At 45.2% G+C, this 13456-nt stretch carries 9 protein-coding genes; 6 read left to right on the forward strand and 3 right to left on the reverse strand.

Translation table 11 applies throughout. The features are described 5' to 3' along the window. Positions 1-35: 35 nt before the first annotated feature. Positions 36-1409, reverse strand: a complete 1374-nt coding sequence (locus MIC7113_RS24695; RefSeq protein WP_015184929.1) for an APC family permease — start codon at positions 1407-1409, stop codon at positions 36-38. Positions 1410-2477: 1068 nt separating this feature from the next. Here MIC7113_RS24695 and MIC7113_RS24700 point away from each other — a divergent pair. The 3 genes from MIC7113_RS24700 (at position 2478) to MIC7113_RS24710 (ending at position 5703) form a co-directional block, all read left to right on the forward strand. Then, complete coding sequence (locus MIC7113_RS24700) at positions 2478-3794, forward strand: ABC transporter substrate-binding protein (RefSeq protein ID WP_015184930.1); 1317 nt, start codon at positions 2478-2480, stop codon at positions 3792-3794. Positions 3795-3887: 93 nt separating this feature from the next. Continuing rightward, positions 3888-4796, forward strand: a complete 909-nt coding sequence (locus tag MIC7113_RS24705; protein WP_015184931.1) for a carbohydrate ABC transporter permease — start codon at positions 3888-3890, stop codon at positions 4794-4796. Positions 4797-4824: 28 nt separating this feature from the next. After that, a complete protein-coding gene (locus MIC7113_RS24710) occupies positions 4825-5703 on the forward strand; it encodes a carbohydrate ABC transporter permease (RefSeq protein WP_015184932.1) in 879 nt (292 codons plus the stop codon). Between the two features lie 297 nt (positions 5704-6000). On the opposite strand, the gene MIC7113_RS24715 is transcribed toward MIC7113_RS24710, so the two are convergent. After that, positions 6001-6666: a class I SAM-dependent methyltransferase gene (locus MIC7113_RS24715; RefSeq protein ID WP_015184933.1), complete on the reverse strand. Its 666-nt coding sequence runs from the start codon at positions 6664-6666 to the stop codon at positions 6001-6003. Between the two features lie 52 nt (positions 6667-6718). Between MIC7113_RS24715 and MIC7113_RS24720 the strand changes: the two genes are divergently transcribed. From MIC7113_RS24720 to MIC7113_RS24730, 3 genes are all read left to right on the forward strand, one after another. After that, entirely contained in the window at positions 6719-7159 is a 441-nt protein-coding gene (locus MIC7113_RS24720) for a hypothetical protein (RefSeq protein ID WP_015184934.1), read from the forward strand. Positions 7160-7460: 301 nt separating this feature from the next. Next, a complete protein-coding gene (locus MIC7113_RS33820; protein ID WP_015184935.1) occupies positions 7461-10058 on the forward strand; it encodes a PAS domain S-box protein in 2598 nt (865 codons plus the stop codon). A gap of 404 nt (positions 10059-10462) precedes the next feature. Continuing rightward, the gene (locus MIC7113_RS24730; protein ID WP_015184936.1) at positions 10463-11563 is read left to right on the forward strand and encodes a hybrid sensor histidine kinase/response regulator; all 1101 of its coding nucleotides are present in this window, start codon (positions 10463-10465) and stop codon (positions 11561-11563) included. Between the two features lie 295 nt (positions 11564-11858). On the opposite strand, the gene MIC7113_RS24735 is transcribed toward MIC7113_RS24730, so the two are convergent. Further along, positions 11859-13166 carry a DUF3747 domain-containing protein gene (locus MIC7113_RS24735; protein WP_015184937.1) on the reverse strand — a complete coding sequence of 436 codons (1308 nt, stop codon included), beginning with the start codon at positions 13164-13166 and terminating at the stop codon, positions 11859-11861. Between the last annotated feature and the right edge of the window lie 290 nt (positions 13167-13456).

A 13456-nucleotide genomic window follows, 5' to 3' on the forward strand; every position in this document is an offset into this window, starting at 1 on the left:
CTTAAAAGTGGGTTAAATCGTCGTGATTGCTCTGCTCAAGCCGGTCTACGCCGCATCCATAGCAACACAGGTACACCTGCCGCTACTACAGCAACACCTACCATGGCTCCAATCCCGGTATAAGCAAGGCTGGAGTAGAGCAAATAAGCACAAATGCAGCAAAATAAAATGGGAGTCAAAGGGTAAAGCGGGACACAGAAGGGTCGAGGAACCTGGGGTTCTTTTGCCCGCAAGACTAACAGGGATATTCCCGTCAGTAAGAAAAAGAACCAGAAGACAGGAGCCGTGTAGTCTACCATCGTCTCAAAGCCTTTACGGGTGAGGCTACCTAACAACACCAATGCCAAAGCGATCGCACCTTGTACCCATAAGGCTTGGGTGGGTGTATTGGCTCGGTGGTGCCAGCGTCCGAGGTAGGAGAAGAGGGAAAAGTCTTGTCCTAAAGCGTAGTTAGTTCTCGCCCCCGTAAAAATCGTGGCGTTCATTGAACACAAGGCTGTAACCGTAATCAACAAACTGATGAATACGGCACCCGGTTCACCCATAACCCGACGCATCAAATCGGCAGCCACGGCTTGAGATTGTTGCATCCCTGCCAGTCCCAATCCGTGCAGGTAAGCGAAGTTTACTAACAGGTAAATGCTGCTGATGATACCAATGCTCACCAACAGTGATCGGATCATATTGCGTTTCAGGTTCTGCAACTCTGCCGAGATATAGACGGCTTCATTCCACCCCCCATAAGACAGCAGCACAAAAACCAGGGCTAAACCTAGGTTTCCTGAAGAAGAGGTAGGCGCTGGCGGTACTATGGGTGCAGCGCCGGGAGTCCCCAAAAGGCCAACCGCAATTAACAACAGTAAGCCGAGGACTTGTATTGTGGCTAACCCATTTTGTGTCCACTTTCCTTGTCTCACGCCGAGGAGATTGAGTCCTGTAAAAAGCGCGATTGCCATTGCGGCATAAATAGAGGGTGAATACATCCCCAGTGGCAATATTTGTGAGGCATAGTCGCCAAACACAAAGGCTAAAAGTGCGATCGAGCCTGTTTGCAATACCATCATTCGTGCCCAGGCAAACAAGAAAGCGATCGGCTTGCCAAACGCACGCATCAGGTAATGGTAGTTACCACCAGGGTGGGGATACGCTGTCGCCAATTCGGCATAGCAGAGTGCTCCAACCAAGGAGATTGCACCCCCTAATAACCAGATCAATATGACTCCACTGACACCTCCAGCATTAGCTGCAACTAAGGCTGGAGTTTCAAAAATACCAGCACCAATGACAATCCCAACGATCAGGGCAACCGCATCGACAAAAGCCAGGGATGGCTTAGGTACGATTCCTTGACGGGTTGGGACAGCAAGATTATTTAATCGAGTATTCACATTCGGCTTACGTAAAGACATGATTGCTAGCCTGGAAGCAAGAGGGCTGGAATTTGTGTAATGAAGAACCCGTCAATTAGGAATTGATTTCAGCGATTTAGGTCGCGTCAAACTCCAGACCTGGGTTTGATATTAAAAAAATGTTACAAGTTAAAGCCTCTGTCTTTAGCTAGAGTTCAGAGACAAATTAACATGACTTTTGTCATGCCTTAATTCATCGAGATTTCGGACGGAAGGATGTCAAAAAGTAGGATAAGCGATGATTGCTGATGAAAGGGCAAAATCTAATCAGATTGTCACTTTTTCGTCACATTTTCAAGTACTTTTCAGATTAAAAATTACTGATACATCGAAGTTGTCTGCTTTGTTGGTTGGGAAAATTTGATGTTTATAAATAATATATTTTTCTTGCTTATACACAGTTGCGGTCAAACTTAGTAGTTTCTCTTTGTCCTCATCTCCCCATCCAACCGAGCTACTATCTTTGAATATAATTGGGTATGAATATAGCGGTTCTCAAATAAGTGGATTACACTCAAATTCTGCCCTTTGCCCTCTGCCTTCTGCCTTAAAGCCAACTACGTTGTACCTCACCAAATAGAGAAACGCTATACTATCCTCTTTCTCTTCCTTGCCCCTTTTTTGCCTGCTTAAAACTATTGATACAACTTTGAATGGCATCCTTTGCTGTTCCCCCCAATAGACGCGAGTCAAGGGTAAGATTGAGAAAAATTAAACAGGGTTGTCACTGAGCTAGGGATTAAGTTAAGGTAGCGCACAGCCTACAACAGTAGTTAGATAAATTCTGGGGCTGGGTTGCATCTCATATCTGCCAATGTCCTTTCAGCCAATCAGTACAGAATGAGTGTCCTAGGATTTTTTGCTCAGCTTTCCAATCATTGACGTTTTTAAGATGGGTTGATATCCGATTCATGGATTAGGGCAAGACTGCCCTCAATTTAACTTTCAATAAATGAAGGAACTGAATCGTTATAGGCAAACTCTCAATTTTGCCTAAATTATGATTTCTGGAAGCTGCATTTAATCATTAAATAGCTACCTTCTGCTTGCGATGTCTCTGTCTTGAAAATGAACAAAATCAATACATTAGGAAGAAGTCTGAAGAAAGTTGGTAAAAAAATTAGATTTTATGGTTTTTGGGGATTAATTGTTTCCTGTATTCTCATCTCTCAGTTCTGGGGTCAACCTGCACTGACACAGGAATCGGTAACCATCACCGCCCTAATTAATGCTGGGGAAGTTTCATATTGGAAGGAATTAATCGTCAAAGATTTCGAGAAAGAAAATCCAGGTATTCATCTGGAGATTATTGAGGCACCTAACGCCACAGATTTGACAGAAAACCTGTACACAGCGGCTTTCATCCTGGGTGACTCGCCCTATGACCTAGTTTACATGGATGTAATCTGGACAGGTAAATTTGCGGCGGCTGGGTGGCTTTTAGACCTGAGCGATCGCATGTCTGAGGACGAGTTGAAAGTCTTTATGGATAAGGATGTGGAGGCGGGACGTTACAAAGGCAAGCTATACCGAATTCCACTCCGTTCCGATGCTGGAATGCTCTACTATCGTACAGATTTATTGGAACAAATTGGAGCTAAGCCGCCAGAAACCTTTGAAGATTTAATTAAAACTTCTCAACAATTGCAGGAGAAAAAAGCAACTCGTTGGGGTTATGTCTGGCAAGGTGCTCAATACGAAGGATTGCCAGCGATGTTTGTCGAAATCATCGAAGGTTTCGGTGGCTTTTGGGTGAATTCAGAGACCAACGAAGTTGGACTTGATCAACCAGAGGCAATTAAAGCAGTTGAGTTTTTACGCAGCGCGATCGACAAAAATATCTCTCCTCCTGGAGTCATAAGTTACCGAGAAGAAGACACCCGACGTTTATTTGTAAGTGGTGAATCAGCATTTTTGCGGAATTGGCCTTATGTTTGGGCGACTGCGAATGAACCGAGTTCAGAAATTAAGGGCAAGGTTGGGATTAAACCCATGGTTCATATTCCAGGTGCAAAAAGTGGGGCTTGCTTAGGGGGTTGGGGGATGGGAATTGCCAAAACTTCTAAACATCCTCAAGAAGCTTTGAAAGCCATTCAGTACTTTACCAGCAAAGAAGCACAGCGTCGGTTCACGTTGGAAACCGCGAGTATTTCCAGCAGACGGGATTTATTTAGCGACCCAGAGATTATTGCTAAATATCCTCACTATCCAAAATTCCAAAAATTAGTAGAAAGTGCTGTCTTACGTCCACCCATTGCTCAGTATGCCCAAGCTTCTGATATTTTGCAGCGCTACCTCAATGCTGCCCTCAGTAATAGAAGCCTCAGTGTGGAAAAAACGATGAAAGCGGCAGCGAATGAAACACGTAATTTGCTAAAGAGTTAAAGGTTGCAAGTTAGCTAATTGCCGGCTATACAGTGATTCAACTCTTTAACTTCAACTATTCTTCAGATTTTCAACTTTTAACCTTCAACCCCAATGAAAGCCGACCCCATCCGCTTACAAGAACAAAGGACAGGCTGGCTCATGCTAGCCCCTGCTTTGCTGTTACTATTACTGGTTTTTGCTTATCCCATTTTGCGCTCATTTGGCTTAAGTTTGTTTACGCAAAATTTGGGGACACAGCTACAACCCATCTTTTCCGGTTTAGACAATTACATGCGGATGGTGGGGGATGGGCGCTTTTGGCAAAGTCTATCTAACACCATCCTGTTTACCTCAGTATCCGTTGCCCTGGAACTGATTTTTGGCATGGCGATCGCATTAATTTTAAATCCTGCCTATCACGGACGGGCATTAGTCCGAACTGTTGCCCTCTTACCTTGGGCATTACCCACCGCCCTTCTAGGACTCGCTTGGACATGGATTTTTAATGACCAATTCGGGGTTTGGAATGACATCTTGATGCGTTTGGGCATCATTCAAACTGGAATCAACTGGTTGGGAGATCCCATAACCGCTATGATGGCTGTCATTGCTGCCGATGTTTGGAAAACTACGCCCTTTATTAGTATTTTGCTTCTTGCCGGTTTGCAATCAATTCCTGAAGACCTTTACGAAGCTCATGCGATCGATGGTGCAACACCTTGGCAAAGTTTTACCACCATCACACTGCCCCTATTAATGCCGCAAATTTTAATAGTATTGCTGTTCCGTTTTGCGGGAGCTTTTGGGGTTTTTGACCTGATCCAAGTCATGACAGGAGGTGGGCCTGGGGGAGCTACTGAAGTGGTATCTCTCTATATCTATGCCACAGTCATGCGCTATCTAGATTTTGGTTATGGTGCAGCTTTAGTTGTGGTGACATTTTTATTTCTAGTCGCTGTCGTATTGACAGGTAGTTTCTTCCTCAATCAATATCGTGCCAATATTTCTGGCATCAATTAATAGTAATCCATAAAAAATGGCATAGTTTATGACTGCAATTCCCGATTCTCCAGCCCCGAAACTTCAGGCCGAAAAAATCAATATTCTCAAGCAGGTTATCTTGCCCTTGGGCATCTTATTGCTGTTAATCTTTTGCCTTGCGCCGATTCTCTGGCAATTACTTACATCCATTAAGATTAATAAGGATATCTCCGCTGTTCCCAACGTCTATATTCCTAGCGAGTATACGTTCAAGCACTATATTGATTTATTCCTGCGTCGTCCTTTTGCTCGATATATCTTTAATAGTTTCTTTGTTTCCCTTATCTCTACATTTCTCTGTTTAGCAATTGGGACACCCGCAGCTTACGCTCTGGCACGCTTACGCCTTCCCGGTGAAAATATTATCCTATCCGGCATTTTATCGATTACTTTATTTCCCTTCGTCCTCTTCTTCCTGGGATTACTAGAAGTTATCCAAAGACTCCATCTAGGCAACAACTATTTGGCTTTAATTATTCCCTATATAGCAATTAATTTACCTCTAACTATTTCGATTATGCGGAGTTTCTTTCTCCAGCTCCCCGTCGAATTAGAAGATGCGGCTAAGGTTGATGGTTACAACACCTGGCAAATGTTGACTCAAATTCTGCTGCCGATGACGGTTCCGGCGCTGGTAACAACTGGGGTACTGACTTTTATCTTTGCCTGGAATGAGTTTATTTTCGCCCTCACGTTTATTACCCGTGAATCGATGAAAACCATTCCTGTTGCTACCGCTCAATTAGGTACGACATCCGTATTTGAACTTCCCTATGGTGCCATTGCCGCCGCCACAGTTTTGGGGACGTTACCTTTAGTATTGCTTGTGCTTTTCTTCCAACGGCGAATTGTTCAGGGTTTAACGGCAGGCGCAATTAAGGGGTAAGCCCAAATCTGCCCTCTGCCGTCTGCCTTTTGCCTTTTCTTACATCTTGCAGCAGTTGCAATAACCCGCCAGGGAATTAATTCCCTGGCTAATAGATCAAGTCGTCTTTATACGACTGAGTCGGAATTTCAGTCCATTTTAATGGACTTGGGCTACTCGCTGTAGAAATTAATTTCTTGGCAGGTGTGTAGACCAAATTGAGAATGGTGCAAGATCTGCCTTTTGCCCTCTGCCTTCTGCCTTCTACCTACTCCTGCCCAGAACGCTGCGCGAACTGCCTTTTGCTATAACCTAAACTTACGGACGCTTGAGGGCTAGAGTGAGTCCATCGGCAATCGGAACCAGGCTCAGCGTTACCCGTTGATCTTGGTATAACTTCTGGTTAAAAGCGCGAATTGAGTTAGTTTGATTATCTTTTACCTGGGAGTCCGCAACTCGTCCTGACCACAGAACATTATCGATCGCAATTAGACCACCAGGGCGAATTAACTCCAGCGATCGCTCATAATACTTTTCATAATTCGCCTTATCCGCATCAATAAAGGCAAAATCAAAGGTTCCTGCCTGTCCGTTGCTGAGGAGTTCATCCAAGGTTTCCAGTGCAGGTGCTAATCGTAAATCAATCTTATCGGCTACCCCAGCCGCCTCCCAGTAACGACGCGCAATCGTGGTGTATTCCTCACTCACATCACAGGCGACCATTTTCCCATCGGGGGGTAGTGCCATCGCCACACACAGGGAACTGTAACCCGTAAATACCCCAATTTCCAATGTTTTTGTCGCACCCAGCAATTGCACCAGCAGCGTCATAAATTGACCTTGTTCCGGCGAAATCTGCATCACCGCCCTCGGCAGATGGGCGGTTTCCTCCCGCAGTTGCCGGAGAATATCTGACTCTCGCACAGAAACGGATAAAAGGTAATCGTAGAGTGGAGAATCAAGCCCAAGAGTCTTTTTTGTCATGATGGGTGAGGAAAAAAAGATAACCACTGCTTATCCTATCGTTTGAAGTGCTATGCATAGAGCCGCCAGATTAATCGTAAGCCTTGTTTTAATAGCGATTTTATGGGTTGGGCTGACTGCTTGTGGGGCAAATACGCCCCCCCTGGGACTGGCACCGAATAAGCAATTGGTGCAAAAAGCGATCGCTCTCCAAATCAATCAAACCCAAGAACGACTCACTCAACGGTTGCAATCTATCCCCCCCCAAATTAAAATCACTCAGGTTAAACTCAAACAATTAGAACCTTTGTTTCTGGATGATTTAGCCACTTTTCACATCTGGGGTACCTACAGCTTTAAAGTGAACTTACCTTCTCAACAGCTTCCTCAACAACAACGTCCTTTTGATGTCTACTTGCAACGGCAGCCGGAAGGTAAAACTTGGCGTCTGGTTATACCTGATCGTATGGGCAATAGTTCCCCAGTTAGTTGGCGCACTTATGTGATTCCTTAACCTGAAATCTTGCATCAGTTGCAACAACCGCCAGTGGTTTTAACCACTGTCTCATAGCTCGCATTCGTCTTCATACGACAGGATAATCATTTCAGTCCATTTCATCAATGGACTTGAGCTATGACGCAAGAAATTAATTTCTGGGCGGGTGTGGAGGCAAACTTGAGAATGGTGTCAAGATGTCAGTAACCCGAAACAAAGGTCATGTTCAGGCTCGGTGGTTACTTTACAAATCAATCAGTGACAATTCTGTCAATAAATTGACAAATATTGTAGTATTGCAGCCTTTGTAGAGGTTACCATGGCACTCAGCCGTTTGCCTGAGCCGTTTCTTGTTTGTGAGCAAATTCTTGACTGCATTGGAGCGATCGCACTTGGCATTACTCAAGCCCAATCCTTAAACACGATTCTGAACACAGCCGTTGAGGAAGTACGGAAAATCCTTCAGACGGATCGAGTCCTGATTTATCGCTTCCAGTCTGACGGGAGTGGTGTTGTAGTGGTTGAGTCGGTTGATGTGAACTGGACATCCATACTGAACCAAACCCTAGATGATTCTTGCTTTGCCAACCACTGGGCAGAGGCTTACAACTCCAGTCAATTCAGGGCTATTGAAGACATTTATACCTGTGAGATTCAGCCCTGTTACCTTGAATTTCTAGCTCAGTTGCAAGTCCGGGCAAACCTGATAGTTCCCATCCTGGCAAACCCTCCGATGCCACAATCTAACAGGCAAAATCCCTTATGGGGATTGCTCATAGCTCATCATTGTTCCAGTGATCGGTCTTGGCAGCCATTAGAGGTAAAATTGCTGCAACAAGTAGCCATGCAAGTGGCGATTGGCTTTGCCACCACCCAAAGGGCGATCGCCATTGGGCAAACTCAAGCAGTTGATTCGTGGCACACAGAAGCAATCCAACGGCAAGAGGTACAAGCTAAACTGCAAGCCAGTCAGGAATTTTTGCACAGCATCTATGAGGGTGCAGCCAATTCAATTTTTGTGGTTGATGTACTGCCATCCGGTGAGTTCCGTTTTGCGGGATTAAATCCAGCCCATGAGCAATTAACTGGACTACGCCGCCAGGACATCGTAGGCAAATCACCGGAACAAGTCCTGCCTTCGACGGCGGCGGCGGCGGTTTCTGCCAACTATGCTCGCTGTGTTGAAGCGGGTACCACAATTTCTTACGAAGAGTGCCTGCCCTTCCAAGGCAAAGAGGCTTGGTGGCTCACTACCCTTACCCCACTAAGAGATGCACAGTCTAGGATATATCAGTTAACCGGCACCAGCATCAATATTACAGATCGTAAGCAGGCCGAAGAGAAACTCACCCGACAAAAGGAGTTTCTGCGTAATGTCATCGATACGAACCCAAACTTGATTTTTGTCAAAGATTGGGAAGGAAGGTTTACGCTGGTCAATCAAGCCCTAGCGAACATGTATTGCACAACGGTTGAAGGCCTAACCGGAAAGACGGATACAGATTTTAATTCTAATCCCGCAGAAGTCGAGCATTATCTTCACGATGATCGGCAAGTCATGAATTCGTTGCAATCCAAGTTCATTCCTGAAGAAACCCTCACCTCTCGAACTGGAGAAGTTCATTATTTACAGACGCTCAAGAAGCCGCTGATATCACCCGATGGTAAGGCGCGTTATGTGCTTGTCACGGCAACAGACATTACGGATCGCAAACGAGCTGAACAGGAACGCGATCGCGAAGTCGCCGCCAAGCATCGCCTGTTTGAACAAATTGAACAGCAAAACCAAACCTTGGAAGCCAAAGTGCGTGAGCGCACGGCACAACTAAGTATTGCCAATGAGCAGCTACAGCAGGAGGTAAGGGAGCGCAAGCGGATAGAAGAGGCTTTACGTGAAAGTGAACAACAGTTCCGTCAAATCTTCCAAGATGCTTCCATTGGCATGGCGCTCACCGACTTTCACACTCATCAATTCATACAGGTGAACCCAGCCTGGTGTCGGTTACTGGGATATTCTGCATCAGAAATCGTATCTCTGACGTTTGACCAAATCACCCATCCCGATGATTTGCCGCAAGATTTGTACTACTTAGAGCAACGTGATCAGGGTAAGCTCGACAGCTACCGCCTAGAAAAGCGCTATTTCAAGAAAAATGGTGAACTCATCTGGGCAAATCTTACGGTGACAGTTCTCAGAGAGCAAGAGGGTTTGCCCAAGTTTACCCTAGCCATGATTGAAGATATTACGGAGCGTAAGCAGGCAGAAGAGCTGATTCAAGCTTCCTTGCTCGAAAAAGAAACCCTGCTCAAAGAGATTCACCACCGCGTCAAAAATAACTTACAGATTATCTCCAGCCTACTCCGCTTGCAATCCAGGCAAATTAAAGACCAGTGGACTCTGGAATTGTTCAAAGAGAGCCAAAACCGAGTGCAGGCCATGGCGTTGATTCATGAGAAGCTTTATCAATCGTCTAACTTAGCTCAAATTGACTTTCAGGAATATATCACAACCCTCGTTGAGCATTTATGTCGTTCTTACGACATTCATCAACCCGCTATCACGATTAAAATCAATGTGAAGCCAGTTCCACTCCCTATTGATACAGCGATACCCTGTGGTTTGATTATTAATGAACTGGTGAGTAACTCTCTCAAGTACGCCTTTCCTGGGAATCAAGGGGGTGAAATTTGTGTTAACCTTCAGTTCAAAGCGTCGCCATTGAACGCGCCAGTACATAGAGAGCAGTTTATCCTAACCATCAGTGATAATGGCAGGGGTTTGCCAGAAGACTTAGACTTTCGCAACACTCGCTCACTTGGGTTACAGTTGGTGTGTCGATTGGCTAAGCAGATAGGAGGTAGCCTAGAACTCAGCCGCAGCCAGGGAACTGAATTTAAGCTCATATTTGCCTTATGAATGAGTTAGTAACATTCTCCCCCATGGCATAGCTTGAGACTTTTCAGATCTGCTATCTCAGAAAAACAATATTAAGATATAATTAATGTCTTCGCCGCTTGGCTGTTTATGGCTGGGCCATCTTCCAACTCCTGCATTTAACAATTAAGTGAAGAACAACCGTCTAACAGGAGTTTTCTAACAACTAGCTACCCAATCTCTGGCAGTAATGGGTAATTGATGAAAAGTGAGCAGGCGAGTTCGTTAATACCTTCAACATTGAGCATTCAACATTTAACGTTCAACGTTCAATGTTCAGCATTTACCTGAATAACTCCAAGCCTATGGCTAATAACTAATGACCAATGACCAGCCAATCTTATTTGGCACACAAGAATAGAAACGGTAACTGCTTTTTATCATTTATGTCCAAAGCTAAAATCTTGGTAGTAGAAGACGAAGAAATTGTTGCCTTCGATATTGAGAGCACCCTCAAAGACTTGGATTACGAAGTTCCATCTGTGGTTGCCTCAAAAGAAGAAGCGATCACCTTCGCGGCTGCAATTCAGCCAGATTTAGTGCTGATGGATATCATGCTTCAAGGTAGTATGGATGGGATTGAAGCCGCTCAAGAAATTCGGAGCCGCTTCAATATTCCTGTGGTTTATCTGACAGCCTACGCCGATAGCCATACACTTCAACGAGCTAAGATAACCGAACCTTTTGGTTACGTACTCAAACCGTTTGAAGAAAAAGAATTACAGACTACTATTGAAATTGCGCTGGGTCGTCATAAAGCGGAAGAAAGGATACGTCAGGCATTAGCGAAAGAACAAGAGATTAGCGAACTAAAATCCCAATTTATCTCCATGGCTTCCCATGAATTTCGCACGCCTTTGGCAACTATCAACTCTTCAAACGACCTTTTACAGCGTTATTGTCGGGATTCGATGGATGCGAAAAAAAGCAAACATTTTTATCAAATTCAAACCTCAGTCGCTCAAATGATCCAATTACTGGATGATGTATTGCTTATTGGTAAAGCGAATGCCGGAAAACTGGAATTTAAGCCAGCTCCCCTAAATTTACTAGAGTTTTGTCGCCGATTAATTGAAGAGCTACAGCTTAATGCTGGCAGGCAGCATAAAATTTCCTTCACCAGTCATGGAGAATGTACCCATGTCTGTATGGATGAGAACCTGCTGCGGCGAATCTTAACGAATCTGATCTCGAATGCGATTAAGTACTCCCCTCAAGGAGGAAAAATTATTTTTGAACTTGCCTATAAAGATAAAATAGTGGTCTTTGATATTCACGATCAGGGTATTGGTATTCCTGTAGACAGTCAAAAAGAACTGTTTACTCCGTTTTACCGAGCTGCCAACGCCAGTAAAATCAAAGGGACAGGGCTAGGACTCTCGATTGTCAAACGATGTGTAGACTTACATCACGGTCAGATTTGTGTAAAAAGTGAGGTAGGCTTGGGCACAACCTTTAGCGTTACGCTGCCACGAGTGAGTGGTTAGTTAGGTAATGGGTAATTGGTAATGGGTAATGGACTCATTGACCACCAGTTTTTGTAGGGGCACGATATGATCATGCCCTTACCTGCTCTTTATCCCGCTCAAAATCCCTTTACTTACATCTTGCAGCAGTCGCAATAACCCGCCAGGGAATTAATTCCCTGGCTAATAGATCAAGTCGTCTTCATACGACTGAGTCGGAATTTCAGTCCATTTTAATGGACTTGGGCTACTCGCTGTAGAAATTAATTTCTTGGCAGGTGTGTAGACCAAATTGAGAATGGTGCAAGATCTGAGTTTAGGGAGTAGTGGTTGACTCAGATTTCACGCAGTTGAGCATCCGCAGCGTTGCGGCAGCGGCGTAGTTCCGGCGAGTTTGAGTATCTGGGGCAAATAAACTACCCGTTTCGTTAACGGGAGAAGCCACTCCACAATAGGAAGACATTTGACTAATCAACGAAGCCGCCCAATGCCCTTGAGTGTCGGAAAACTGTTGGGCAGACTGCTTCGGAGTTAGGGTAGCTTGCCGTCCTTGGAGGGTTTGTGCATATTCAGCCGCCCGTCGCTGTACCGCCATGAGCTCTGCACGAGTCACGGGTTGAGTCGGTCGAAATGTGCCATCGGTATAGCCACTCACGATTTTATTGTCCCGCGCCCATTGAATTTTTGCCGCGCTCCAGCGTGAAGCGGCAACATCCGGATAGGGAGAAGTTGCAACTTGAGTGGGAACCGTGAAATTTGCACCCGGTAGCTTACCCAAGGCTTCAATCACCATCGACACGAGTTGCTCTCGGGTTAAGGCAAGTTGAGGTCTGAAGGTATTATCTTCTCTAAATCCAGCCACAAAACCCAATGCCACTGCCTGGTTAATTTCCGAAGCGTAGACATCGGAGGCAATATCTCGGAACGCAATGGTGGTGGTATCTGTGCCTGTACCTGTCCCTGTACCAGAACCCGTGCCTGTACCTGTGCCTGAACCTGTACCAGAACCCGTTCCGGTCCCTGTCCCTGTATCCGTACCTGTGCCTGAACCCGAACCCGAACCTGCAATGCTGGCTAAAGTCAGATCATTGGTGAGATAAACGTGACCGAGTGTTTTGCCTTCGTATGTTCTTTTCGTCAACCGCCAACCGGGTTCGAGAAAGATTTTAGCAAAGCCACTCGTCAAACCCCGTGTTCTGCCGATGACTATATCTGGCGCTGTGCGATTCGTTCGGGATGTGGCAATTAGTTGGAGTTCACCGTTGCGCTGAACGACATTCAGGAGGTACTGTAACCCAAAATCTTCATCCGCTAGGCGCATGGAATAGCCATTTGAGTCCGTACTGCGTCCACAGATACCTGAAAAGTCAAAATTTAGGAGGAGTGGATCAACCGTAACAGGATTGCTACCACTCTCACTCCAGCATGGGCGCTTAGATGAAATTTGCTCAATGAGCAGCAGTTGATGCTGATTATTACCATAGGGTGCTGCGACGGCAACGAATTTGTTTTGGTCAACTTCTTGTTTACCAAAGGTAGCCGCCTTGGCTAAGGTACCTGCACCGATGATGGAGATTAAAACTGTGGCAAACGCCGCTACTGTCCCTCGAAACGAAGTCTTCATCGTGTCTCTCTGTTGAAAAATCAAGATTATGCTTTTGTGTAATGGAGTAATTTCTCTGTTCAAACTATTTGATGAACCTCATCCTCAAAAGTTTCCACAGTTGCTAGATGTCATTGTTTTGATTTCTCTTTCTTAAGAACTGTTAAGGTTGAGAGATGAGTGTGAAACTTGCTATCACGATCTCCCGTCTCTGTAGCGATTAACCCTGTTGGCAGAATCAAATCGATAGTAAGAGGCAACATGGGAGCGTCGGAGTAAACATACCACATCCTGACCGTCTAACCTCCGGT

It is taken from the genome of Allocoleopsis franciscana PCC 7113, assembly GCF_000317515.1.
Lineage (GTDB): Bacteria > Cyanobacteriota > Cyanobacteriia > Cyanobacteriales > Coleofasciculaceae > Allocoleopsis > Allocoleopsis franciscana.

Coding starts and splice junctions, on each gene's coding strand:
- MIC7113_RS24695 (WP_015184929.1), bottom strand. CDS start 1,409: ATGTCTTTACGTAAGCCGAATGTGAATACTCGATTAAATAATCTTGCT.
- MIC7113_RS24700 (WP_015184930.1), top strand. CDS start 2,478: ATGAACAAAATCAATACATTAGGAAGAAGTCTGAAGAAAGTTGGTAAA.
- MIC7113_RS24705 (WP_015184931.1), top strand. CDS start 3,888: ATGAAAGCCGACCCCATCCGCTTACAAGAACAAAGGACAGGCTGGCTC.
- MIC7113_RS24710 (WP_015184932.1), top strand. CDS start 4,825: ATGACTGCAATTCCCGATTCTCCAGCCCCGAAACTTCAGGCCGAAAAA.
- MIC7113_RS24715 (WP_015184933.1), bottom strand. CDS start 6,666: ATGACAAAAAAGACTCTTGGGCTTGATTCTCCACTCTACGATTACCTT.
- MIC7113_RS24720 (WP_015184934.1), top strand. CDS start 6,719: ATGCATAGAGCCGCCAGATTAATCGTAAGCCTTGTTTTAATAGCGATT.
- MIC7113_RS33820 (WP_015184935.1), top strand. CDS start 7,461: ATGGCACTCAGCCGTTTGCCTGAGCCGTTTCTTGTTTGTGAGCAAATT.
- MIC7113_RS24730 (WP_015184936.1), top strand. CDS start 10,463: ATGTCCAAAGCTAAAATCTTGGTAGTAGAAGACGAAGAAATTGTTGCC.
- MIC7113_RS24735 (WP_015184937.1), bottom strand. CDS start 13,166: ATGAAGACTTCGTTTCGAGGGACAGTAGCGGCGTTTGCCACAGTTTTA.